22 protein-coding genes are annotated in these 22,885 nt (G+C 62.4%); 4 read left to right on the forward strand and 18 right to left on the reverse strand.

Translation table 11 applies throughout. The features are described from left to right. Positions 1–31: 31 nt before the first annotated feature. From HWY05_RS24425 to HWY05_RS24455, 7 genes are all read right to left on the reverse strand, one after another. On the reverse strand, positions 32–1,174 hold the full coding sequence (locus HWY05_RS24425) for an EpsG family protein (protein WP_035552679.1): 1,143 nt from the start codon (positions 1,172–1,174) through the stop codon (positions 32–34). Further along, on the reverse strand, positions 1,171–2,358 hold the full coding sequence (locus HWY05_RS24430) for a hypothetical protein (protein ID WP_156126637.1): 1,188 nt from the start codon (positions 2,356–2,358) through the stop codon (positions 1,171–1,173). The genes HWY05_RS24425 and HWY05_RS24430 overlap by 4 nt, the downstream gene beginning before the upstream one ends. Before the next feature lie 108 nt (positions 2,359–2,466). Continuing rightward, the gene (rfbC, locus tag HWY05_RS24435) at positions 2,467–3,009 is read right to left on the reverse strand and encodes a dTDP-4-dehydrorhamnose 3,5-epimerase (protein WP_176059899.1); all 543 of its coding nucleotides are present in this window, start codon (positions 3,007–3,009) and stop codon (positions 2,467–2,469) included. Further along, complete coding sequence (rfbA, locus tag HWY05_RS24440; RefSeq protein WP_035552686.1) at positions 3,006–3,887, reverse strand: glucose-1-phosphate thymidylyltransferase RfbA; 882 nt, start codon at positions 3,885–3,887, stop codon at positions 3,006–3,008. Before rfbA ends, rfbC begins: the two co-directional genes overlap by 4 nt. Before the next feature lie 11 nt (positions 3,888–3,898). Next, positions 3,899–4,816: a dTDP-4-dehydrorhamnose reductase gene (gene rfbD / locus HWY05_RS24445; protein WP_035552690.1), complete on the reverse strand. Its 918-nt coding sequence runs from the start codon at positions 4,814–4,816 to the stop codon at positions 3,899–3,901. Next, the gene (rfbB, locus tag HWY05_RS24450; protein WP_035552691.1) at positions 4,806–5,861 is read right to left on the reverse strand and encodes a dTDP-glucose 4,6-dehydratase; all 1,056 of its coding nucleotides are present in this window, start codon (positions 5,859–5,861) and stop codon (positions 4,806–4,808) included. Before rfbB ends, rfbD begins: the two co-directional genes overlap by 11 nt. Before the next feature lie 544 nt (positions 5,862–6,405). After that, complete coding sequence (locus HWY05_RS24455) at positions 6,406–7,317, reverse strand: GDP-mannose 4,6-dehydratase (protein WP_176060040.1); 912 nt, start codon at positions 7,315–7,317, stop codon at positions 6,406–6,408. Between the two features lie 223 nt (positions 7,318–7,540). Here HWY05_RS24455 and HWY05_RS24460 point away from each other — a divergent pair, with 223 nt between their 5' ends. After that, on the forward strand, positions 7,541–8,419 hold the full coding sequence (locus HWY05_RS24460) for a symmetrical bis(5'-nucleosyl)-tetraphosphatase (protein ID WP_035552692.1): 879 nt from the start codon (positions 7,541–7,543) through the stop codon (positions 8,417–8,419). Here HWY05_RS24460 and HWY05_RS24465 read toward each other — a convergent pair. From HWY05_RS24465 to HWY05_RS24500, 8 genes are all read right to left on the reverse strand, one after another. Continuing rightward, a complete protein-coding gene (locus HWY05_RS24465; protein WP_081935947.1) occupies positions 8,416–9,192 on the reverse strand; it encodes a lysophospholipid acyltransferase family protein in 777 nt (258 codons plus the stop codon). The genes HWY05_RS24460 and HWY05_RS24465 overlap by 4 nt on opposite strands. 37 nt (positions 9,193–9,229) lie before the next feature. After that, positions 9,230–10,510, reverse strand: coding sequence for a dihydroorotase (locus tag HWY05_RS24470; protein ID WP_176059900.1), 1,281 nt, complete (start codon positions 10,508–10,510; stop codon positions 9,230–9,232). Positions 10,511–10,522: 12 nt separating this feature from the next. Continuing rightward, a complete protein-coding gene (locus HWY05_RS24475; protein ID WP_176059901.1) occupies positions 10,523–11,548 on the reverse strand; it encodes an aspartate carbamoyltransferase catalytic subunit in 1,026 nt (341 codons plus the stop codon). A 224-nt stretch (positions 11,549–11,772) separates the two neighbouring features. Further along, positions 11,773–12,327 (reverse strand): bifunctional pyr operon transcriptional regulator/uracil phosphoribosyltransferase PyrR, encoded by a 555-nt coding sequence (gene pyrR, locus HWY05_RS24480; protein ID WP_035552699.1) that lies wholly within the window; start codon positions 12,325–12,327, stop codon positions 11,773–11,775. Further along, complete coding sequence (gene ruvX, locus HWY05_RS24485; protein WP_035552701.1) at positions 12,314–12,754, reverse strand: Holliday junction resolvase RuvX; 441 nt, start codon at positions 12,752–12,754, stop codon at positions 12,314–12,316. The genes pyrR and ruvX overlap by 14 nt, the downstream gene beginning before the upstream one ends. After that, entirely contained in the window at positions 12,751–13,329 is a 579-nt protein-coding gene (locus HWY05_RS24490) for a YqgE/AlgH family protein (protein ID WP_176059902.1), read from the reverse strand. The genes ruvX and HWY05_RS24490 overlap by 4 nt, the downstream gene beginning before the upstream one ends. Positions 13,330–13,536: 207 nt before the next feature. Next, positions 13,537–14,958 carry a hypothetical protein gene (locus HWY05_RS24495; RefSeq protein ID WP_176059903.1) on the reverse strand — a complete coding sequence of 474 codons (1,422 nt, stop codon included), beginning with the start codon at positions 14,956–14,958 and terminating at the stop codon, positions 13,537–13,539. Between the two features lie 154 nt (positions 14,959–15,112). Beyond that, positions 15,113–15,283 (reverse strand): rubredoxin, encoded by a 171-nt coding sequence (locus HWY05_RS24500; RefSeq protein ID WP_013338354.1) that lies wholly within the window; start codon positions 15,281–15,283, stop codon positions 15,113–15,115. A 291-nt stretch (positions 15,284–15,574) separates the two neighbouring features. On the opposite strand from HWY05_RS24500, the gene HWY05_RS24505 reads away from it, so the two are divergent. Next, a complete protein-coding gene (locus tag HWY05_RS24505) occupies positions 15,575–16,435 on the forward strand; it encodes a hydroxymethylpyrimidine/phosphomethylpyrimidine kinase (protein ID WP_035552709.1) in 861 nt (286 codons plus the stop codon). 256 nt (positions 16,436–16,691) lie between these two features. On the opposite strand, the gene groL is transcribed toward HWY05_RS24505, so the two are convergent. The 3 genes from groL to HWY05_RS24520 form a co-directional block, all read right to left on the reverse strand. Next, complete coding sequence (groL, locus tag HWY05_RS24510) at positions 16,692–18,332, reverse strand: chaperonin GroEL (protein WP_035552711.1); 1,641 nt, start codon at positions 18,330–18,332, stop codon at positions 16,692–16,694. A gap of 61 nt (positions 18,333–18,393) precedes the next feature. Further along, positions 18,394–18,684 (reverse strand): co-chaperone GroES, encoded by a 291-nt coding sequence (gene groES, locus HWY05_RS24515; RefSeq protein ID WP_007178996.1) that lies wholly within the window; start codon positions 18,682–18,684, stop codon positions 18,394–18,396. Between the two features lie 420 nt (positions 18,685–19,104). Continuing rightward, positions 19,105–19,803 (reverse strand): FadR/GntR family transcriptional regulator, encoded by a 699-nt coding sequence (locus tag HWY05_RS24520; RefSeq protein ID WP_244146685.1) that lies wholly within the window; start codon positions 19,801–19,803, stop codon positions 19,105–19,107. Positions 19,804–20,300: 497 nt separating this feature from the next. Here HWY05_RS24520 and HWY05_RS24525 point away from each other — a divergent pair, with 497 nt between their 5' ends. Both HWY05_RS24525 and HWY05_RS24530 read left to right on the forward strand, forming a co-directional pair. Next, positions 20,301–21,860 carry a sugar ABC transporter ATP-binding protein gene (locus HWY05_RS24525; protein WP_176060041.1) on the forward strand — a complete coding sequence of 520 codons (1,560 nt, stop codon included), beginning with the start codon at positions 20,301–20,303 and terminating at the stop codon, positions 21,858–21,860. Continuing rightward, positions 21,857–22,873 (forward strand): ABC transporter permease, encoded by a 1,017-nt coding sequence (locus tag HWY05_RS24530; protein WP_035552714.1) that lies wholly within the window; start codon positions 21,857–21,859, stop codon positions 22,871–22,873. Before HWY05_RS24525 ends, HWY05_RS24530 begins: the two co-directional genes overlap by 4 nt. Positions 22,874–22,885: the final 12 nt, after the last annotated feature.

Below are 22,885 nucleotides of genomic sequence, written 5' to 3' on the forward strand. Positions count from 1 at the left end.
CAAGTCGTCCGCAAGCAGAAATTATTTACCCCTAATTAGAGGTCCGCGTTTTATTTCTCTCGATTGCCTCGACGAACCTTAACTCTCCGTCGTCGCGGGCGGCGTCCATCATTACCTTGTCCACCCAATAACTCTGATAGGGCACGTAAGAAATAAACGCCGGATCCATCAGAAATTTGAGCAACGCCGCCATTGAAATCATGGCTCCAGCCAGCACGAACAGCGCATTGCGCCGGTCCATAAAATACTTCGACAAGGTACAGGCCTGAATCACGACAGCAAATATCTGAACGCGATTCCAGAAAACCGGCAGCATCCACGCGACCACCTGGAAGAACAGCAGGTAGAACACACTCCATTTCACGAGGCGCGCTTTGTCGTCATCGTCCGAATCACGCATGATCCAGACGAAGAACGCCAGATTCAGCAGAATGTAGCCAATACTGCCGGCGCTCACCTGCTTGACCGTCGCTTCGTCCAGATAAAAAACGATCTTCTCCGAGAACGGCAATGAATCCATCATCCCTGAACTTGCCGCGGCCAGAATCACGTGCACGAACAGGAAGCCAATAACCAGCGTCAGGATCGCCAGGCGAAGCGTGAGCCGCCGGTTGAGCAGGAAGATGACCGGCAGAAAGGCCAGCGAGAAAAAGTGAAATCCCGCCGCCACGAAAATTAGCAAATAGCCAAGCCATTTGCGATGCTGCGCGATAAACATCAACGCTAGCAAAACAAAGGACATGGCGAGCGAATAGCGCGTGGTGGCCATCTGCGTCGCAAGATACACCCACGAATAATAGATCGCGGCCAACCCGCAGAAACTTGCGCCCCACGCTTTGGCGAACCGGTACAACACCAGCCCGTTGACAGCCGCCACAACCAGCAGGAACGTCTGAAAATCGGCCACTCTGCTGAACAACCAGACGGTCAAGACGTAAAGCGGCTCGAACGCCGGGAATTGAGGGCTGTCGCCGCCGCTGAACCCGTATAGCTGAAGCGCAAGATAGTGATCCCGATAGGTCAACCAGTCATTGCCCGTTTCGAATCGCTGACCCGCGAACACGATAAAGATCGCGAGCGCCAGGTACTCGAACGGAACGACCAGTTCCCCTTTGATCGTGGAGACAAAAAACAGGCCCCAGAGAATGAAAAAGACGGCCAGATAGAGTGTCATGCTGGACGATCCTTCGGCATCTCACTGACCCCGCGCAATCCCGCCACGCCGCGCAATCGTGTGAAAGTCAAATAAACCGCGACGACGAGAAAGATCGCCATCGAGATATTGACCACGACTACAGCCGACAACGCCGAGGCATTACCTAGCACCGCAAGGAATCCAATGGCCAATAGCGCCAGCAGCAAAACATTCGACAAAAGAATAATTCTGCCGGCGCCGACGTAAATCAGTACGCAGTTCGCGACATTCTGCAAATACAGTAACCAGTAAAACAGCCAGAAAAGGTAGACCAACCCGGCGTAAGCCACATATCGCTTGCCGAGCGCGATACCCACCAGGATTTTCGCCACTTCGAAATCGTGAACCACGAAAATCCATAGCATGGCCGCCGCGATCGCTCCAAAACCAAGCGAACGGGTAAAGAAATGGAACACACCCGTTTCGCCGGCGCGCGCGCATTTGGCGAAATAGAGATTGTTGAAGGAAACAAACACCAGCGTTGCCGCCATCACGATCGTCAGCAGGTTCGAATAGGCAGCCAGATCGCCAGTGTCCGCCCGACCGAGAAAATAGCGCGGCACGTTGACGCTCAAACTGGCAAGACAGGCGCCGCCGCCCATCAGAAAATCCGTTCGGGTGGCGATCGCGTTGCGAATTCCAGCCGTCCATGAAAAACCGCATGACCAGATGGTGATCGCGATGTTAGCGAAGGCCAGCAGCATCACCGCCTGCATCAATTCGAGCTTGAGCAGATAAACGGCGAGCAGGCTCAACAGGAAAACCAGAAGGCGGCCGCCGCTACTGGCGAACAGCCCGCGATAATCCATCGTTCTGATTTTCTCGGAGAAATACGGCTCATACAGCAGATCGCCGAGCCGGTAGAGTCCGACCACGAGGATCAGATATTCCTTGTAGACGACCGACACCACCACCGCAATCAGCAGATAGAGCGGTGCCAGTTTCACGCGCAGCGCAGTGGCCTCGCCCCACGCCCTTCTGCCGGCCAGGATCGCTACGCCGTGCTGCATGGAAAACAGCAGGTAAAGCGGCGCCGCGTAGGCAAGCGCCGTCCCCAACCTCGCAGAGTCCTGAAACGTTCCCAGATGGGAATACATCAGGACCAGCAATACCGTTGGCACATTAATAAATACGTTCGAAGCCAGTACCGAGAGATATCGCATTATTTCCCCAACCAACCCTGCCAGCCCACCAATCGACGCAACGTGTTCAATCCAGTATGGGTGGCAACAACAGGGCCTGATTGCGCCGCAAGCGCGAACAAGGCCTATTTATCCCAGCACATCCGCCAGTGCCGGAGCAATGGCGTCTTTCTGGGAAAGGTTCGGCTGCACGCTGACCGGCCATTCGATACCAATGCTGGGATCGTCCCAGCGGATCGAGCGCTCGTGTTCCGGTGAATAGTAGTTGTCCGTCTTGTAGAGAAATTCAGCCTCATCCGACAGCACCAGGAAGCCGTGCGCGAACCCGCGCGGAATCCACATCTGCCGCTTGTTTTCGGCGGACAGATGCGCACCGACCCATTGGCGGAATGTCGGCGAATCGGGACGAATGTCCACGGCCACGTCGAACACCTCGCCTTTGACGGCGCGCACGAGCTTGCCCTGTTCCATCGGGTCGATCTGAAAATGCAGCCCGCGCAGCACACCCTTCGCGCTCAGCGAATGGTTGTCCTGAACAAACTCGACGCTCCGTCCGACGGCCGCATTGAATCGCTGCTGATGAAAGCTTTCGTAAAAAAATCCGCGCGCGTCGCCGAACACTTTCGGTTCGACGATCAGCACGTCGGGAATGGTTGTAGGGATGATATTCATGCCGTCCTCTCGTCTTTCAGCAGGCGCAACAGGTACTGCCCATAGCCGCTCTTGGCCAGCGGCTGCGCGAGTTTGTCGACTTGCGCGCTATCGATGAAACCCTGCCGCCACGCGATCTCTTCCGGACAAGCGATCTTGAGTCCTTGCCGGTGCTCGAGGGTCGCAATGAACTGCCCCGCTTCGAGCAGGCTGTCATGCGTGCCCGTGTCGAGCCATGCATAGCCGCGCTCCATGATCTGCACGCTGAGCTGGCCGCGCTCGAGATAAGCCTGATTCACCGCCGTGATCTCCAGTTCGCCGCGCGCGCTGGGCGTCACCGCCTTGGCGATATCGACCACCTGGTTGTCATAGAAATAAAGCCCGGTCACCGCGAAACCGCTCTTCGGCACCGCCGGTTTTTCTTCGATGCTGACGGCTTTGCCGCTCGCGTCGAAGGCGACCACGCCGTAGCGCTCCGGATCCTGCACGTGATAAGCAAAGACCGTGGCGCCGTCAGGCTGCGCATCGGCTTCGCCCAGCAGGCCTTGCAAGTCGTGACCGTAAAAGATGTTGTCGCCCAGCACCAACGCGCTCGGCGAATTACCCACGAACTGCTCGCCGATGATGAAGGCCTGCGCCAGTCCATCCGGCGAAGGCTGTACCGCGTACTGGAGGTTGATACCCCAGGCGCTGCCGTCACCGAGCATCTCCGCAAAACGCGGCGTGTCCTGCGGCGTGGAGATCACCAGGATGTCGCGAATCCCCGCCAGCAGGAGCGTGGACAGCGGATAGTAGATCATCGGCTTGTCGTACACGGGCAGCAGTTGCTTCGACACCGATCGGGTGATCGGATAAAGCCGCGTGCCGGAACCGCCGGCGAGGATTATGCCTTTGCGCATGGTGCGAATGATCAGGAGAGGATCTGGTCGAGCAGGAAATCAACGCCCTGCTGCCAGTCCGGAAGGTGGATGTCGAAATTCGCTCGCAGCTTACCGGTATCCAGACGCGAATTAGCCGGACGCGGTGCGGGCAGCGGGTAAGCGCTGGACGGGATCGCCTCGATGTGCGCCGGGTCCACTTTCAGCTCGACGCCGCGCGCCGCGGCGTTACGCAGTACTTCGGTCGCGTAGCCGTGCCAACTGGTTTCGCCGCCTGCGGCCAGATGGTAGACGCCCGCCGCAAAGGCTTCGCGCCGGCCATGCAGCCAATGGCGCGCCACGATCTGCGCGGTGACGTCGGCGATCAGCGCGGCCGTGGTCGGCGCGCCGAACTGATCGGCGATGACGCGCAGGCTGTGGCGCTCGCGGCCCAGCTTCAGCATGGTCCTGGCGAAGTTGCCGCCATGCGCGCCGGCCACCCAGCAGGTGCGCAGGACCAGCGCCGTCGCACCCGACTCAGCGACGGCCTGCTCGCCGGCCAGCTTGCTTTTGCCGTACACAGATTGCGGATTCACTGCATCGGTTTCGACATACGGGCCGTCTTTGCTCCCGTCGAACACGTAATCGGTCGAGTAATGCACCAGCAGGCTACCGAGCGCCTTGGCCTGCGCAGCGAGTACGCCGGGCGCAATGCCGTTGATCGCCCAGGCGGTATCGGCGTCGGTCTCCGCCTTGTCGACCGCCGTGTAGGCGGCGGCATTGACGATCACGTCGGGACGCCATTGCTCGACTACGCGGCGCAATTCGTCGGGACGCGACAAATCGCAAGCCGTACGGTCGAGCGCGATCACGCGGCCCAGCGGCGCGAGACTGCGGCGCAACTCGAAGCCGACCTGGCCATTGCTACCCGTCACGAGCAAGGTGGGAATGCGCGTTGCCTCAGGCTGCATAATGCTTCGCCAGCCAGTTCCGGTATTCACCGGTCATCACGTCCTGCACCCAGGGCTGGTTGTCCAGATACCATTGCACGGTTTTGCGCAGACCCGTTTCGAACGTTTCGGCCGGTTTCCAGCCGAGTTCGCGCTCGAGCTTGCGAGCGTCGATCGCATAGCGCCGGTCATGGCCGGGGCGATCCTTGACGAACGTGATCTGCTCCCGATACGAGCCGGCCTGCTTCGGGCTCAGTTCGTCGAGCAGGTCACACAGCGTATGCACCACGTCGAGATTGGTCTTTTCGTTCCAGCCGCCCACATTGTAGGTTTCGCCCGGCTTACCGCGTGCCAGCACTTCGCGAATCGCCGCGCAATGATCGCCGACGTATAGCCAATCGCGCACATTCAAGCCGTCGCCGTAGACAGGCAAAGCTTTGCCTCCCAACGCGCTAGCGATCACCATGGGGATCAGCTTTTCGGGAAAGTGGTACGGACCGTAGTTGTTCGAACAATTCGTGGTCAGCGTGGGCAGACCATACGTGTGATGGTAAGCGCGCACCAGATGATCCGCGCCGGCCTTGGTTGCCGAATACGGGCTGTTCGGCGCGTACGGCGTGGTTTCCGAGAATTGCGGGTCGGTCGGCGACAGCGAGCCGAACACTTCGTCGGTGGACACGTGCAGGAAGCGGAATGCAGCCTTGTCCGCATCGTTCAGCGTGTTCCAGTAAGAGCGGGCGGCTTCGAGCAACGTGAACGTGCCGACCACGTTGGTCTGCACGAAATCGGCCGGGCCGTGGATCGAGCGGTCCACATGGCTCTCGGCGGCGAAATGCAGCACCGCGCGCGGCTTGTGTTCGGCAAACAGCGCGTCCAGCGTGGCACGATCGCAGATATCGGCGCGCACGAAGACATGCAGGGGATTATCCTGTTGCGATTTGAGCGTGCTCAGATTGCCGGCGTAGGTCAGCTTGTCGACGTTCAGCACTGCTTCGCCTGAGCCATCGAGCCAGTCGAGCACGAAATTGGCGCCGATAAAACCGGCGCCGCCCGTTACCAGGATCATGAATTTCCCTTCTAGATGTTGATGGCGGACCGGGTTCGCCTCACCGGTTCTGCACACCCTGCGTGGTGGTTTCGTTCTCGTCGACGTGGCGGCGGCCGCTGCTCATAAAGGGCAGACACTCATTCGCCGACTTTATGACGCCCCCAGATTATAAAGCTGTCCCGGGCAAAAACCAGAACCCTAACAACTTGAAACAGCTTGACAAATCGGTCGCATAGCAGCCGGCTCTCGCCGCCATGCCCGGCGAATGAGGAAACCCTGACTCGGTGTACGCAAGGGCGTTGTATCGCCAGCTGGAGCGCCCTTTCAGGCAGACAGGAAAAGCTGATGACCCAAATTGGGCGACCGCCCTGTCATGCCGACAGGCGACATGGCGCCACGAAAAGCATGGGATGAAATACCGAAAACGAAAGGCTGACGGTAGCGAGCAGAAAGCTGAAAGGGAATCGGAACGTATCCGTGGGAATTCAGCGGGCGGAAGACGCTGGATTCGACCGGCCAGCGTCGAGCGCACTCAATGCGCCACACCGCGACCGTGGGCCGCTCAGGCCGCCAGCATCCAGCGCAGCGTCTCCATGAACGGAATCGACTCGACCGCCGGCGCCAGCGAACGCAGCTTCGCGGGAGACCCGGCCAGCATCTTGACGTCGGTTTGCCGCACAAAGGCGGGATTGATCTGAATCTCGAGCTCGTGACCGGTCAGTTCGCTCGCCGCGCCCAGGATCTCGCGCAACGTGTACGGCGTACCCGTGCAGACGTTGACCGTCTCGGACGACACGTCGGACGCGAGCAGCGCTTCATAAGCCCTCGCCACATAGCGCACGTCGGAGAAATCACGTGCGACGTCGATATTGCCCAGCTCGATCCGCGGTTCGCGGCGCGCGAAATGGCCGACGATCTTCGGCACGAGGAAGTTCGACGTCTGCCCGCGCCCCGTGTAGTTGAACGGCCGCGCGATCAGGATCGGCAGGCGGTCGAACCAGGTGCGCACCATGGTTTCCATCGCCGCCTTGCTGGCCGCATAGTGATTGACCGGCGTGACCGGGAAACTTTCGTCGATCGCGTCGCTGGTCACATTGCCGTAGACGTTCGCACTGCTCGCAATCAACAGCTTGCGCGGCGTGTGGCCGACCGCCGCGCAGGCCTCCAGCAGATTCAGCGTGCCGATCACGTTGACGCGGTAAAAGTCGAGCGGATCGTTATGCCCGACGAAGCTGATCGCCGCCAGATGGACGATATAGTCGGGCCGCGCGACCTCGATCACGCGCCGGCATGCGTCCGGCGAGGTGATGTCCAGGTGCAGGCGCGTGGGCGTTTCCTGCCCGTCGCGCGCACCGACCGTTTCGATGACGGTGTGGCCGCGAGCCAGCAGCTTCTCGACCAGATAGCGACCGGTAAAGCCGCTCGCACCGGTCACGAGCGTGCGGATGGGTGTCTGCGGCTGAGACGGCGGCATGCTTGCTGTGTTCACGAGGGACGTCCTGTTGTATTGCAATATCACGGGCAGCTTGCGGCGCGCGCGGGCGGCGGCCAGCGCGCCTTGCGCCACCGGCCTCGCCGGCCGTGCGGTGCGATATTCGTGCATCAAACCGACTATTATGTCACGCTAGTATGTTGCACTGCCCAACGCGGCACGACTCGTGCGTCACCGCGTGGTTCGAACCGTACTCACTTCCTCGATGACACCCGCCACCACGCCTTCCTCCACCTCCCAGCCCCCTCTCGCACCGCTCGCGTTCGGCGACCTGCAAGGCTGCCGCAAGCCGTTCCAGCAACTGTTGGCCAAGGCCGCGCCGCCGGCCGGCACGCCGCTGTGGTTCGCCGGCGACCTGATCAACCGCGGCGCCGAATCGCTCGCCACGCTGCGCGACATCATCGCGCTCGGCGAACATGCGGTGCCGGTGCTGGGCAATCACGATCTGCATCTGCTGTCGGTATCGGCGGGGATCCGCAAGCTGAAGAAGGGCGACACGATCGCCGAGATTCTCGCCGCGCCGGACGCCGACGACCTGCTCGAATGGGTCCGCCACCGCCCGCTCGCGCACTTCGAGCACGGCATGCTGATGGTGCATGCGGGCGTCCTGCCGCAATGGGACGCGAACCTGACCATGGAACTCGCCGACGAGTTGCAGCGGGCGCTGCGCGCGCCGAACTGGAAGGAAACGCTGGCCGGGTTATACGGCAACGAGCCGAATCGCTGGACCCCGAATCTGAAGGGCATCGAGCGGCTGCGCCTGACGTGCAGCACATTGACGCGCATCCGTTTCTGCAACGCCGAAGGCGTAATGGATTTCAGCAGCAGCGGCGCCCTGAGCGCCGCGCCGCCGGGTTGCATGCCGTGGTTCGACGTGCCGTCGCGCAAGACCGCCAATGTGACCGTGGTGTTCGGCCATTGGGCCGCGCTCGGTTTAACCGTGCGCGACAACCTGGTTGGACTCGACTCGGGTTGCGTCTGGGGTGAAAAACTGTCGGCCGTGCGGCTGACGCAAAACCCCGCGGAACGCACCTTGACCCAGGTCGATTGCGAGAGTTGCCGCGTACCGGGCGGCGGTAACTAGGAGAGTTCTTCCGCCGCCACCGCGCCGACAGTCGCCGTGCCGCCCTGCATGGCCCGCAACGCCGACGCGATCACCCCTTCCGCCTGCGCGGCCAGCGTGCGTCGGTCCGCGCCCGGCGGAATCGCCGCGCCGACATAGACATGCGCGGTCAACGGGCCGCCGCTCAACAGCAGATTCAGCGAATCGGCCAGCGAGAGGTCATCGATATAAGCCGGCGAGGTGGATTGCCGGCCCTGCGCGTCCTCGTACATGATGCACAGCGGCTGCACCGGCGCCGCCGCCGACACGGCCGCCTGAAACATATTCGCGTGGAACGGCAGCAGCGCGAGTCCGCTCGACGTCGTGCCTTCCGGAAACACGCACATCAGTTCGCCCGTGCTCAGACGCTCGGCCAACTCATGCATGATCCGCTTCGCATCGCTGCGCTTCTCACGCTGAATGAACACGGTGCCGAGTTGCTGCGCGAGCCAGCCGACCACCGGCCATTGCCGGATCTCCGCCTTCGAAACAAACGGCGTCGGCCGCCACGCATTGATCACGTAGATGTCGATCCACGAGATGTGATTAGCGACCACCAGCGCGCCGCGTTCGAGCCGCGCTGCGTCGTTATGCACGACGAGCTTCATGCCGCACAAACGCAGCATTTTCAGCGACCACTGGCGATTCAGCGCCTCGCGCGTAGCAGCGTCGGCTTTGGGGAAACGTGTCGCCACGGTCCACATGCCGTGCAGCAGATGCGCGACGAGACGGGCCTTGCGTAACGCGAGCTTCATGGTCGGAGCTTTCCGTAACTGGGCGATGCCGCGGATATTAGCGCTGTTCGAACGCGACGTGACCGGCCACGACCGTCGCGCGCACACGCGCCGGCAGTTCGTAGCCGAGGAACGGCGTGTTGTGCCCCTGGCTCTTCAACGCGCGCGGTTCGACGCGCCAGTGCGCGTGACGATCGAACACGCACAGGTCGGCCACGCCGCCCACGACGAGGCGGCCAGCTTCCTGCAAGTCCAGCACGTCGGCGGGCGCTGTCGTGATGCGGTTCAGCGCCTTGGCAAGCGGCACGCCCGCTTCGTCGGCCCATTTCACCGTCAGCGACAGGAACAGCTCCAGGCCGGTTGCGCCCGGCGTGGCTTCGGCGAACGGCAGCAGCTTTTCGTCGTCGTCGACCGGCGTGTGATCGGAGCAGATCGCGTCGATGGTGCCGTCGACCAGACCCGCGCGGATCGCTTCGCGATCGCGTTGCTGACGCAGCGGCGGATCGAGGCGGAACTGCGCGTCGAAATAGCCGATGTCGAGATCGATCAGATGCACGTGATTGACGGTGACGTCGCACGAAACCGGCAGGCCTTCGGCCTTGGCCGCGCGCATCAGTTCGATGCCCGCCGCCGACGACACATGCGACAGATGCACCCGCGCGCCGGTCACGCGCACGAGTTCGAAGATCGTATGCAGCGCGATGGTTTCAGCCGACACCGGCACGCCCGACAAGCCCATTCGCGAAGCCAGCGCGCCGCTGGCGGCCACGCCGCCCTTGCCGAGGTATGCATCCACCGGACGCAGCCACACGGTGTAGCCGTAGGTCCTCGCGTATTGCAGCGCGCGCATCAGCACCTGCGTGTCGACCACCGGCACATCGGCCTGCGAAAAACCGATGCAGCCCGCTTCGGTCAACTCGACCATCTCGGTGATGACCTGGCCTTTGAGGCCGACCGTCAACGCGCCGAGCGGATACACATGCGCCTGGTTCAGATTGCGCGCGCGGAACTTGAGCATCTCGACGAGGCCCGGTTCGTCGAGCGTCGGATCGGTGTCCGGCGGACACACGAGGCTCGTCACGCCGCCCGCGAGCGCGGCGGCCATTTCGGATTCGAGCGTCGCCTTGTGTTCGTAGCCCGGCTCGCGCAAACGCGCGGACAGGTCGACCAGACCCGGCGCGATGTGCAAGCCCTTCGCGTCGATCGTTTTCGCTGCGTGGAAATCGGCCGGTGCGTGACCGATCGTGACGATCTTGCCCGCTGCGATAAAAATGTCCTGCTGCTGTTCGGTGCCCGCTACCGGATCGATCAGCGTGCCGCCTTGAATATGAATCTTCATGCGCTGCCTTTATTAATCGTGATTACCCGCGACGATTCCCATCACCGCCATCCGCACCGCGATACCGAACGTCACCTGGTTCAGAATCACCGACTGCGGACCGTCGGCCACCTGCGAATCGATTTCCACGCCACGGTTCATCGGCCCCGGGTGCATCACGATCGCGTCCGGCGCGGCGAGCGCGAGGCGCTCCGGCGTCAGGCCCCAGCTCTTGAAGTACTCCTGCGCCGACGGCAGCAACGCGCCGCTCATCCGCTCGTTCTGCAGACGCAGCATGATGATCACGTCGACGTCTTTCAGGCCTTCGTCGAGGTTGTGGAACACTTGCACGCCCATCTGTTCGAGACCGCCCGGCAGCAGCGTGCGTGGACCGATCGCGCGCACTTCCGGCACGCCGAGCGTGGTCAGCGCGTGAATGTCCGAGCGCGCGACCCGTGAATGCAGAATGTCGCCGACAATCGCCACGCGCAGCTTCGTGAAGTCTTTCTTGTAGTGGCGGATGGTGTACATGTCGAGCAGACCCTGGGTCGGGTGTGCGTGACGGCCGTCGCCGGCATTGATCACGTGCACGTGCGGCGCGCAATGCTGGGCAATCAGGTACGGCGCGCCGCTCGATGCGTGACGCACCACGAACATGTCCGCATGCATCGCCGACAGGTTGTTGATCGTGTCGAGCAGCGACTCGCCCTTGCTGGTCGACGACGCGTTGATGTTCAGATTCAACACGTCCGCCGAAAGCCGCGTGGCGGCGATTTCGAAGGTGGTGCGCGTGCGGGTCGAGTTCTCGAAGAACAGGTTGAACACCGACTTGCCGCGCAACAGCGGCACCTTCTTCACCTCACGATCGGTGACGCTGACGAATTGGTCGGCGGTATCGAGAATGTGATTGACGATCGCCTTCGGCAAACCCTCGATCGACAACAGATGTTTGAGCTCGCCGTTTTTCGTGAGCTGCGGGTTGCCCTTCAGGAAGCCATAGCGAAAGCGCTCGGTGGCGCTGTCGGCGGAATCCTTGGAGACCTGGGTGGCGGTGTTCATGGTGTACCTGCTTCAAATACGGGCTTCAACGTGAGCGATGTCGATGCGGACTGCGTGTGACGATGCCGGGCCGAGTTGCTGCGCGTACGCTGCGACCGCAGCGGCCACGGCTGCTGCGGCGGCCGGACTGGAAAATCTGTGTTGCGTGGGCCTGAACTAGATCGATGCGCCGCGCCCATTGCAATGCGTGCGATGCGCGTTGGCGCGATATCGCAGCGCCCCGTTCAATCGACGCGTGCTTCGGTGTGGAACGTGAAACGCGGGCTGCCTGCTTCAGCGTTCGCGCCGCCGCTGGCTTCGCGGGTCAGCACGAGCGTTGCATCCGCCGGCACCTCCACCACGCCGCCGATGAAACGCGCCGCGACCGGCAACTCGCGTCCGCCGCGATCGGCGAGCACCGCCAGTTCAACCGATGCCGGACGGCCGTAGTCGTACAGCTCGTTCAGCGCCGCGCGAATCGTGCGGCCGGTGTACAGCACGTCGTCGACCAGCACGATACGACGGCCATCGACGGAAAACGGCAGCGAGGTCGGGCTAGCCTGCGAATGCAGGCCTTTCTTCGCGTAGTCGTCGCGATGCAGCGCCACATTCACCACGCCGAAGCTCGGCAGGTTCAGATCGTGCGCGAGCCTTGCGGCGAGCCACGCGCCGCCGCTATGAATGCCGGCCAGCACCGCGCCTTCGGCACCGTCCTGATCTGCGCCAAGCTGGTCGCCGTACACCGCGCGAATCTGGTCGAGCAACGCGCGATAAAGCGCTTCGGCGTCAATGGAACTCATGATCGTCGGACAGTCCGTCTAGATATTGCTGGAGGATGATGCTGGCGGCTTCGGCGTCGAGCATGTCGGCGCGGCCGTTGCCGGCGCGGATTTCCGCCTTCGCCTCGACCGACGAATAGCGTTCGTCGATCCACGTGACGGGCAGATTGAAGCGGCCGTTCAGTTGATTGCCGAAGCGCTTCGCGAGTTGGGTCATTTCGTGTGGCGTGCCGTCCGGATGCATCGGCAAGCCGACCACCAGCGCGTCCGGTTTCCATTCGGCGATCAGCTTGCCGACCGCTTCGAAGCGATACTCGCGACTGCGGTTCTGCACGATCACGAGCGGCCGCGCGCTACGCGTCAGCGAATTGCCGACCGCCACGCCAATGCGTTTTTCACCATAGTCGAACGCAAGCAGCGTCGCCTCACGTCCGGCCGCCAGGCTCATGCGTGACCCGCTTCGCCCGACAGCATCGACAGATTGATGCCGAGCAGCGCGAGCGCCGCTTCGAGACGCTCTTCGGCGGGCACGTCGAAAACGATTTTCGGGTCGGCCTCGACCGTCAGCCAGCCGTTCTTCGAGATCTCTTCTTCGAGCTGACCCGCGGCCCAGCCGGCGTGGCCAAGCGTGAGCAGGAAACGTTCCGGACCCGTGCCGCTCGCGACCGCTTCGAGCACATCTTTCGACGTGGTCATTTCAAGGCCGCCGGGCACCGACATGGACGACGTGTACGGATCGCCCTGTTTCGGATCGTGCAGCACGAAGCCGCGCTCGGTCTGCACCGGGCCGCCGAAATACACGGGCACATGGAGGAGAGGTTCGATCTCGAGTTTGAGATCGATGCGACTGAAGAGCGCTTGCAGGTCGATATCGGTCGGCCGGTTGATGACGAGGCCGAGCGCGCCGCGCTCACTGTGATCGCAAAGGTAGACCACCGTTCCTGAAAACGTCGGATCGGCCATGTTGGGCATGGCGATCAGGAACTGGTTGGTCAGATTGATGCGATCGGTACTCTTGGACATAGTTCGGATTTTAGCAAAGACGATGCAGGATGGCGGGCTTTGAGCGTGGAACCGCGATGTGTGCCATAAAGCGTGCCGCGAGCCATCGACGGCGATTCAGGTTGCACTCTATCACGCACGCCCGCGTGTGCCATGGCGTAGGGTTCGCGGCATTTCGCACGAGCGTGTTTATGTGCCGGCGGGCCGCGTTTTTGCTATGGGCAAATCTTATTCGCCGCCCTGCTCGATCGCGCGCGTCAACGCGGCGAGACCAGCCAGCGCGGCGCCGCCACCGGCCGGTGCAACACCCGCGGCCACCTTGTGCAGCGTCGCACGCAACGCTTCGGCGCTTTGCTCCAACGTGCTCGCCGCCGGCGCACCGACGATCACGTGCGCGCGCACCGCGGGCGTCGCGACTGCAGCATGCGCGCGACGCCGCCACGCGAGCCCCAGCGCATCGGCCAGCAGCGCCACATGACCGAGGCCCAGCGCGCACGCCGCGGCGCCGAGCCGGTAAGCGGCGTCGCCGGCTTGCAGCGCTTCGCTCGGATCGGCTTTCTCGGGCTGGTCGGCCGCGCGGGCATGCTCGGTCAGCGCGGAGATCGACGCATCCGCCGTCTGCAGGAAATCTTCGTACGCGTGCGAGTTGACCGCCAGCACGCCCAGCTCGCGCGTCAGCATGCCGCGCGCCGCGTTGAGCGATTGCGCCTGCACGGCGCCCGCCTCCCACAGCATTTCGGATGCCTGGGTGCCGGCGACGTGCCAGTCGACGGTCAAGCCGTAGTCGTGCAGCACTTCGACCTGATCGGCGTCTTCGGCGGCGGCGCCGAACAAGGCGTAGTCGCGCCAAAGTAATGCCAGCGTGGCCCGCACCAGCGACCGCGGCGCGCGCTGGATACCGCGTGCATGATCGGCCAGTGCGAGATTGCAACGGGCGTAGAAACGCCGCGCATCAACGTCGCCGGTCGCCCGGCCGCCGACCCGCAACGCTTTCGCGCAAGCCTTGGCGAGCCGCCAGAAATCGTAGGGGTCAGGGCCGGCGAGTTCGGTGAGCACGGCGTCCAGTTCGTCGAGCGCCGCGTTGGTGAGCGCCCGCGCGGCCGCACTGCCCGTGTCGGGCTGCGCGCGCAGCACCGGCAGCAGCGCGCGTTCATAACGCGCCCGCAAATGGGCCAACTGATCGGCGGACTGCGCGTGCATCGACACCGGCGGCACCGGACGCGCGGTCAGCGCAAGATCTTCGAAGACAACGGTGGAACCCGGCGTGTGCTCGGACAAATGCGCACAGACCGCGCGATAGTGATTGAAGAGTGCCGGCGAGCAGGACAGCTCGCGCAGATTGTGGCGCTCGAGCGCCGCGCGAAAATCACGCAAGGCCGCGCCGAACACCGCACGCGCAGTGTCGGCGCCGGACGGATCGTCTTCCGAGAGCGGCGACAGCCGCACCAAGGCGTCGGCGAAACGCTGCGCGCTCAGCCAGCCGGCCGCGCGCAATGCGTGCGACGCGCGCAGCAGCGCCGAGGTGCTCTCGGTATGTTGTTCGAATGCCAGCAGCGCTTCGGCCAGCGCAAGCTCAGCGGGACGGACCGCGCCACCGCGTGGATTCGGCAAGGCGTCGAAGGAAACGGGTGCGGCGGGTCGTGAAGTCATGAGCGGGCGACAGGAAGCTGACGGGCCGCCGCTTCGCGCCGCACGCTGACTGCTCGGCTAGCGCGCGAACCGGTGACAGGACAATGACAGATTACCGCTGCGGCAGGACACCCACGGCGCGCTCGATGACAATGCGCGCCGCCGGATCGCAACCTCAGATCTGGACCATCTCGAAGTCTTCCTTGCGCGCGCCACATTCCGGGCAAGTCCAGTTAATGGGAACGTCCGCCCAGCGGGTGCCCGGCGCAATGCCTTCGTCCGGCAAGCCGGCTTCTTCGTCGTAAATCCAGCCGCAAATCAGGCACATCCAGCTTTGATATTCCATTCTTGTGTCGCGCAGTAGAGTCCGTGGAAACGGGAGCCATGATGGTACCGTGTTGCCGCCCCAATGCCTAGCAATCAGAAACGCGCAAGCGTAGCGCGCGGCAGCCTTTGCTTATGCCGTTTGCGTCGGCTCAAGAACGCTGTAGCGGCGGCTTGCCGCACGGGTGCTGGCGCTCACACGCGACCACGCGCGCAGGCGTGCGAAAAAACGCCCTCGCGACGGTTTAGGCCGCATAATTGAGCCGATAGCGCACGGTCCGCGCCCAAATTTAGCTCCTTTTTGCAAATTTTCATGCCCAGCGACACACCTCCGATCGTCCTCACCTTCGGCCTCTCCGATCCCACCGGCGGCTCCGGCCTGCAGGCCGACCTGATGACCCTTGCCAGCATGGGCTGTCATGGCGTCTCCGTGCTCACGGGCTACACCGTGCGCGACTCGGCCAGTTGCGACGAAGTCACCGGACTCGACCCTGAAGTCGTCGCGACTCAAGCGCGGATGCTGCTGGAAGACATGCCGATTGCGGCGTTCAAGGTCGGCGCCTGCACGCGCGCGGAAGTGGTGAGCGCGATTGCCGAAGTCGTCGCCGATTACGACGACATTCCGCTGATTCTCGCCCCCGACTTCACGCTCGACGACGAGCACGTGCTCGCCGCCGACGAACTGCGCGAAGCGATCGCCGACCTGCTCGCGCCGCAAACCACGCTGCTGGTTGCGGACGCAACCACGCTGCTCGCGCTGGCCCAGCCCGACGGCGACGCCGAATCGCCAACGTTGGACGCGGCGATCTCGCATCTGCTGTCGCAAGGCTGCGAATACATTCTGTCGACGGAAACCGGCACGCACCGGCACGTGAATACGCTGTTCAGCGAAGACGGCCAGTTGCGCCAGGACACGTGGGACCGAGGCAGCCATCGGATCATGGGGTTGACGGACACGCTGGGCGCGGCGATCGCCGCGTTGCTGGCCAACGGGCAAGACCCCGCCGAGGCGGTGCGCGAGGCGCAGGAGTATCTATATCAGGCGGTGCGCAATGCGTTCCGGCCGGGCATGGGCGCGTATCTGCCGGATCGTTTCTTCTGGGCCCGCAGCAGCGACGATGAAACGCCGCCGACTGCCGGCAAAGGTGCAACGCCGGGCGAAGCACGGCATTAAACGCTGGCGCCGGCGCTGACGTTTATCGCTGTCGAGATGCGTTAGCCACGGTAGCGCGCTGCGCGCTGTGTCATCACTAGAAGAAGCCCGCATTCGTGCGGGCTTTTCTTTTTCCGCGCTTATCGCATTGACATTCAACACCCTCGCCCCAAAAGCAAAAACCCGCATTTCTGCGGGTTTTTGCTTTTGGGAAGCACGCCTCGCAGCGCGCCTCCCCATGTGTTCCAACCGAGCCTCTGACGAGGCCCAATCGAAATTACATGTCCATGCCCATACCGCCCATGCCGCCGGGCATACCGCCGCCCATCGGAGCATCTTCCTTCGGCAGTTCGCAAACAGCTGCGTCGGTCGTCAGCAGGAGACCTGCCACCGATGCTGCGTTTTGCAGAGCCGTGCGCGTGACCTTCGTCGGGTCCACGACACCGGCGTCAACCAGGTCGACGTACTCGCCGGTTGCTGCGTTGTAGCCGTAGTTGCCCGTGCCAGCTGCAACAGCTGCCACCACGACGCTGGCTTCTTCGCCACCGTTCGTGACGATCTGACGCAGCGGTTCTTCCATTGCGCGCAGAACGATCTTGATACCTGCGTCCTGATCGGCGTTCAAGCCCTTCAGGCCGGCGATAGCCGTGCGAGCGCGGATCAGCGCCACACCGCCACCAGCAACGATGCCTTCTTCCACAGCTGCGCGCGTTGCGTGCAGTGCGTCTTCGACACGTGCCTTCTTTTCCTTCATTTCGACTTCGGTCGCAGCGCCGACCTTGATCACTGCAACACCGCCTGCCAGCTTGGCAACGCGCTCTTGCAGCTTTTCACGGTCGTAGTCCGACGTAGCTTCTTCGATTTGCGTGCGAACCTGCTTCACACGTGCTTCGATGTTTGCACCTTCGCCAGCGCCGTCGATGATCGTGGTGTTTTCCTTACCCACTTCGATGCGCTTCGCTTGACCCAGTTCAGCCAGCGTTGCCTTTTCGAGCGTCAAACCGGTTTCTTCAGCGATAACTTGACCGCCGGTCAGGATCGCGATGTCTTCCAGCATGGCCTTACGACGATCGCCGAAGCCCGGAGCCTTCACAGCAACCGTCTTCAGGATGCCGCGGATGTTGTTGACCACCAGCGTTGCCAGTGCTTCGCCTTCGACGTCTTCTGCGATGATCAGCAGCGGACGGCCAGCCTTGGCGACTTGTTCCAGTACCGGCAGCAGGTCACGAATGTTCGAGACCTTCTTGTCGTGCAGCAGCACGAACGGGTTTTCCAGAACGGCGACCTGCTTGTCCGGGTTGTTGATGAAGTACGGCGACAGATAGCCGCGGTCGAATTGCATACCTTCGACAACGTCCAGCTCGTCTTGCAGCGACTTGCCGTCTTCAACCGTGATCACGCCTTCCTTGCCGACCTTGTCCATGGCTTCAGCGATACGATCGCCGATCGACGAGTCGCTGTTAGCCGAAATCGAACCGACTTGCGCGATTTCCTTGTTGGTCGTGCACGGCTTGCTGATCTTGCGCAGTTCTTCGATTGCAGCCGTGACAGCCTTGTCGATACCGCGCTTCAGGTCCATCGGGTTCATGCCCGATGCAACGTACTTCATGCCTTCGCGGACGATCGACTGAGCCAGAACCGTTGCGGTCGTGGTGCCGTCACCTGCGTTGTCGCTGGTCTTGGAAGCGACTTCCTTGACCATTTGCGCGCCCATGTTCTGGAGCTTGTCTTTCAGTTCGATCTCTTTCGCGACCGAGACACCATCTTTCGTGACCGTCGGGCCGCCGAAGCTGCGTTCCAGGACCACATTGCGGCCCTTCGGACCCAGCGTGACCTTCACAGCGTTCGCGAGGATGTTCACGCCTTCAACCATCTTGGCACGGGCGGAATCACCGAATACGACGTCTTTAGCTGCCATCTTCTAACTCCTTGAATTCTTTGGGATATGACTTATGACCGGGAAAAGTAGCGACCAGCGCTTACTTCTGCACCACGGCCATGATGTCTTCTTCGCGCATCACGAGCAGTTCGTTGCCGTCGACCTTGACGGTCTGGCCTGCGTACTTGCCGAACAGGACGCGGTCGCCAACCTTCACGTCGAGCGCGATTTGTGCGCCCTTGTCGTCACGCTTGCCCGGGCCGACTGCCAGAATTTCGCCTTGATCCGGCTTTTCTGCTGCGGCTTCGGGGATCACGATGCCCGACGCAGTCTTGGTTTCTTGATCCAGACGTTTGACGATCACGCGATCATGCAAAGGACGAAGGTTCATACATACTCCTCTCTTGATTGAGACTGAAGAACGCTGAGAAAACCCGGCTGGCGGAGCCAACCGGCGATGTTGTTAGCACTCTCGTGCAGCGAGTGCTAATTATATGGACGGGTGGTGACAAATTCAAGAAGGGATGGGATGTCGAGCTTCACTTAAGTTTGAACCTTGCTCACTCAAGTTCGGACCCGTGACGGGTGTCCGGGCCGTGATGGCAAAAATTCACCATGACAAACAGTGACTTACCCTCTGAACGGCTGCGCCGTGGAGCCGCGCACGCCGGTAGGACCCGGGGGCATGCCCGGCAATAAAGCCCCTGTAAATCGGGAGATCGGCGTTCGACTAAGGGTAAACCTCGAAATAGATCACGCTTCCTGCCCACGCTCGGGGCGAAGAAATCTTCGGCGCCACGTCCGCGCCGCCTCAGCCACCTTCGATCCAGCGCGTGCCCGACGCCTTGAGATGGCTGCGAATCGCCGACTGCGCGGCTAACGGATCACGGTCTTCCAGCGCGCGATAAATCGCCTCGTGCTCCACCAGCGCCGCCGCCCAGGTCTGGCTCGTCTCCGCGTGACCGCTAAGGCGCGCTGAAATCGGGCTATGCCTCTCGTCGAACAGTTCGGCCACCATCCGAACCAGCACCGAGTTGCCACTCATCTCGGCAATGCACACATGGAACGCGCGATCATGGTCGAGCGGCGAGCGCCCCTCGTCGACGTTCGCGCGCATCGCGTCCAGGGTCTCGCGCAAACGGGCCAGACTGTCAGGCGTAATCAGCGCCGTGGCCAACACAATGACCGCCCCCTCCAGCACCGCGCGGGCTTGCATGAGCTCAGACGGGCTCTCGCCCAATCCTGCGATTGCGCTGACGGGGCGATCCGCTGCGCGGCAAACGTAGACGCCCGAGCCTTGGCGAATTTCAACCGAGCCGAAAATCTCGAGCGCGATCAATGCCTCTCGCAACGACGGCCGCGACACCCCCAGTTGCTGCGCAAGATCGCGCTCGGGGGGCAAACGCGAGCCCGGCGCGAATCCGCCTGACTGAATCAGCGAGCGGATCTGATCCGCGATGTGCTGGTACAAGCGCTTGGTCTCGACCTGCCTGAGCTGCGTGTTCGTCAATTTCCTCTCCAAACGCGTTGGCCGCGCAAGGCACATATGCCGTTAATTGGTCGGGCCAATTTAATTTCTAAACTTTGAAGAAATTATAAACTAAGCCGTCGCCTCGCAGGCATCTAGCTCTATACAGGCATAAATTACGTCCATTTTTTAAATATTTCGACCAACCAAACCCATCCAAAGATCTCCAAATCTGATCGACACCGAATAAGTGGCTTGACCAATTTGCGATCCCTACCTATGATCGATTGCATGCTGACCGGCTGCGTTTGCGGTCGGTCTCAGCGCAGATCCGCCAGGAACCTAAAGTCGTCCCCGCCCCGCGGAGTGACGAACAGGAGACAGACTTGCTGGAATTTCCAAGCCAGCCCGTTCAGCGCCGCACCCTGTCGGCGCGGGCGGACTCGGGTCATGCCAATCGTTTCGAGCCCGGACCGGGCGAGCACCGCGCGTCCACCGCCGCGACACCGTCCACCCCAGCGAGTGGATCGCTCGCGAACCTGACACCCGGCGCCGCGAACGCTCCCGACAAGGCCGAATTGCTCCGGCTGACTCACGTCACCAAGCGGTTCCCCGGCGTGCTCGCGCTCGACGCCGTCAGTTTCGATCTGCGGCGTGGCGAGGTCCACGCGGTCTGCGGCGAGAACGGCGCGGGCAAGTCGACGCTGATGAAAATCATCAGCGGCCAGTACCCGCCCGACGAGGGCATCCTCCTCTACAAAGGCAGCGAGCGGCACTTCACGTCGTCGCTGGAGGCACAGGCCGCAGGCATCGCCATCATTCACCAGGAGCTGAACCTGGTGCCGCACCTCTCGGTGGCCGAGAACATCTTTCTGGCACGCGAGCCGCGCCGCGGGATCTTCGTCGATCGCGTGCGTCTGCGCGCCGACGCTCAACGTTGCCTCGACCGGCTTGGCGTCGATATCGCGCCGGGGAGGCTGGTACGCACGCTATCCGTCGCGCAACGGCAGATGGTGGAAATCGCCAAGGCGCTCTCGCTCGACGCCGAAGTGCTGATCATGGACGAGCCGACTTCGTCGCTCACGGAATCGGAAACAAGCCAGCTCTTCCGAATCATTCACGAACTGAAGCGCGTTGGCGTGGGCATCATCTATATCTCGCACCGGCTCGATGAAATGACCGGCATCGTGGATCGGGTCACCGTGATGCGCGACGGACGCTACGTCTCGACCGACGTGTTTCAGGACACCACGATCCATCAGATCGTCGCGCGCATGGTCGGCCGTTCGCTCGAAGACAAGTTTCCGCCGCGCACGTCGACGCCGGCCGACAACGTACTGCTCAGCGTCGACCGACTGACGCGCACGAACGTGTTCGGCCCCGTCAGTTTCGCTCTGCGGCGCGGCGAGATTCTTGGCTTCGCGGGTTTGATGGGCGCCGGCCGAACCGAAGTCGCCCGCGCGATCTTCGGCGCCGATCCGCTCGATGGCGGCACGGTATATCTCGGCGACGAGCCCCTCGCGATCCGCTCGCCGGTCGACGCGATCCGTCACGGCATTGCGTATCTGTCCGAGGACCGCAAGGCCAATGGTCTGTCGATCAATATGCCGGTCGCCAGCAACATCACGCTCGCGCACATGGACGCGGTATCGAACCGCTTCGGCTTTATCCGCTTCGCGGAAGAAGCCGCGGTGGCGCAGCGCTATATCGACCAACTGGGCATCCGCACCCCGGGCGTCAGACAGATCGCCCGCAACCTCTCAGGCGGCAACCAGCAGAAGGTCGTCATCAGCAAGTGGCTGTTCCGCGAGTCGCGCGTGCTGTTCTTCGACGAACCCACGCGCGGTATCGACGTCGGCGCCAAATACGCGATCTACGAATTACTCGACGGGCTCGCCGCACAGGGTATCGGTGTGGTGATGATCAGCTCGGAATTACCCGAAATACTTGGCATGACCGATCGGGTCGCCGTCTTCCACGAGGGCGAGCTCGTGACCATTCTCAACACCCGTCAGACGAGTCAGGAAGAAATCATGCACTACGCCTCGGGTCGCATGGTCGACCCGCACACGTCGGGTTCATCGGGAGACGCGCAATGAGCACGGTCACGCGCCCTTCGCCGTCCCTCGCCAATGAACGGCGCAAAGATCTGATCCAGAAGTTCGCCGCGTTCGGCAGCCTGATCGTCATGATCGTGGTCTTTTCCTCTACCAGCGAAGCATTCCATACGGTCGACAACGCCATGACCGTCGCGCTGCAGGTGACCTCGATCGCCTATCTCGGCGTTGCCGCGACCTGCGTGATCATCACCGGCGGGATCGATCTTTCGGTCGGCTCGGTACTCGCGCTTTCCGGCGTGGTCGCGGCCCTCGCGGTCAAGGCGGGCCTGCCTGTCACGCTCAGCATGCTGGTCGGCATCGTTGTCGGTGCGCTGTGCGGCGTGGTCAACGGCTTGTGTGTGACGCGCATGCGCCTGCCGCCATTCATCGCCACGCTCGGCATGATGCTGGTGGCGCGCGGCCTCGCCCTGCAAATCACGGGCGCGCGCCCCGTGTCGGGACTCGGTGAAGCATTCGGCGTGCTCGGCAACGGCTCACTTTTCCGGATCGAAACGATCGGTGCGGACGGGTTCCCGGATGTGACGTTTCCCGGCATCCCCTATCCGGTTCTGCTGATGGTCGTGATCGCCGTCGCGGTGTCGATCATGCTGAGCCGCACGACGCTCGGCCGTCATATCTATGCCGTCGGTTCGAACGCGGAGGCCGCGCGGCTGTCCGGCGTCAACGTCGCGCGCGTGACCCTGTTCACGTATGTGCTGTCCGGTGCGCTCGCGGGCGTCACGGGCTGCGTGCTGATGTCGCGTCTGCTGACCGCACAGCCGAACGAAGGCGTGATGTACGAGCTCGATGCAATCGCGAGCGCCGTGATCGGCGGCACCTCGCTGATGGGGGGTGTCGGCACGATCTCCGGCACGGCCATCGGCGCCTTCGTGATCGGCATTCTGCGCAACGGTCTGAACATGAATGGGGTGTCCAGCTTCATTCAGCAAATCATCATCGGCCTGGTCATTCTGGGCACTGTCTGGATCGACCAGCTTCGCAATCGCCGGTGACCTCCATCGGCG

Origin of the sequence: Paraburkholderia sp. BCC1876 (genome assembly GCF_902833695.1) — a bacterium.
Classification (GTDB): Bacteria; Pseudomonadota; Gammaproteobacteria; order Burkholderiales; family Burkholderiaceae; genus Paraburkholderia.

What these genes read in the sequence shown, in the direction of transcription:
- HWY05_RS24475 (WP_176059901.1), bottom strand. Translation starts at nt 11,548, where the DNA reads ATGAACACCGCCACCCAGGTCTCCAAGGATTCCGCCGACAGCGCCACC.
- rfbA (WP_035552686.1), bottom strand. Translation starts at nt 3,887, where the DNA reads ATGCGCAAAGGCATAATCCTCGCCGGCGGTTCCGGCACGCGGCTTTAT.
- HWY05_RS24470 (WP_176059900.1), bottom strand. Translation starts at nt 10,510, where the DNA reads ATGAAGATTCATATTCAAGGCGGCACGCTGATCGATCCGGTAGCGGGC.
- groL (WP_035552711.1), bottom strand. Translation starts at nt 18,332, where the DNA reads ATGGCAGCTAAAGACGTCGTATTCGGTGATTCCGCCCGTGCCAAGATG.
- HWY05_RS24465 (WP_081935947.1), bottom strand. Translation starts at nt 9,192, where the DNA reads ATGAAGCTCGCGTTACGCAAGGCCCGTCTCGTCGCGCATCTGCTGCAC.
- HWY05_RS24455 (WP_176060040.1), bottom strand. Translation starts at nt 7,317, where the DNA reads ATGCCGCCGTCTCAGCCGCAGACACCCATCCGCACGCTCGTGACCGGT.
- HWY05_RS24505 (WP_035552709.1), top strand. Translation starts at nt 15,575, where the DNA reads ATGCCCAGCGACACACCTCCGATCGTCCTCACCTTCGGCCTCTCCGAT.
- groES (WP_007178996.1), bottom strand. Translation starts at nt 18,684, where the DNA reads ATGAACCTTCGTCCTTTGCATGATCGCGTGATCGTCAAACGTCTGGAT.
- ruvX (WP_035552701.1), bottom strand. Translation starts at nt 12,754, where the DNA reads ATGAGCCTGGCGGCCGGACGTGAGGCGACGCTGCTTGCGTTCGACTAT.
- HWY05_RS24495 (WP_176059903.1), bottom strand. Translation starts at nt 14,958, where the DNA reads ATGACTTCACGACCCGCCGCACCCGTTTCCTTCGACGCCTTGCCGAAT.
- pyrR (WP_035552699.1), bottom strand. Translation starts at nt 12,327, where the DNA reads ATGAGTTCCATTGACGCCGAAGCGCTTTATCGCGCGTTGCTCGACCAG.
- HWY05_RS24430 (WP_156126637.1), bottom strand. Translation starts at nt 2,358, where the DNA reads ATGCGATATCTCTCGGTACTGGCTTCGAACGTATTTATTAATGTGCCA.
- rfbC (WP_176059899.1), bottom strand. Translation starts at nt 3,009, where the DNA reads ATGAATATCATCCCTACAACCATTCCCGACGTGCTGATCGTCGAACCG.
- rfbB (WP_035552691.1), bottom strand. Translation starts at nt 5,861, where the DNA reads ATGATCCTGGTAACGGGCGGCGCCGGTTTTATCGGCGCCAATTTCGTG.
- HWY05_RS24490 (WP_176059902.1), bottom strand. Translation starts at nt 13,329, where the DNA reads ATGTCCAAGAGTACCGATCGCATCAATCTGACCAACCAGTTCCTGATC.
- HWY05_RS24500 (WP_013338354.1), bottom strand. Translation starts at nt 15,283, where the DNA reads ATGGAATATCAAAGCTGGATGTGCCTGATTTGCGGCTGGATTTACGAC.
- HWY05_RS24530 (WP_035552714.1), top strand. Translation starts at nt 21,857, where the DNA reads ATGAGCACGGTCACGCGCCCTTCGCCGTCCCTCGCCAATGAACGGCGC.
- rfbD (WP_035552690.1), bottom strand. Translation starts at nt 4,816, where the DNA reads ATGCAGCCTGAGGCAACGCGCATTCCCACCTTGCTCGTGACGGGTAGC.
- HWY05_RS24460 (WP_035552692.1), top strand. Translation starts at nt 7,541, where the DNA reads ATGACACCCGCCACCACGCCTTCCTCCACCTCCCAGCCCCCTCTCGCA.
- HWY05_RS24425 (WP_035552679.1), bottom strand. Translation starts at nt 1,174, where the DNA reads ATGACACTCTATCTGGCCGTCTTTTTCATTCTCTGGGGCCTGTTTTTT.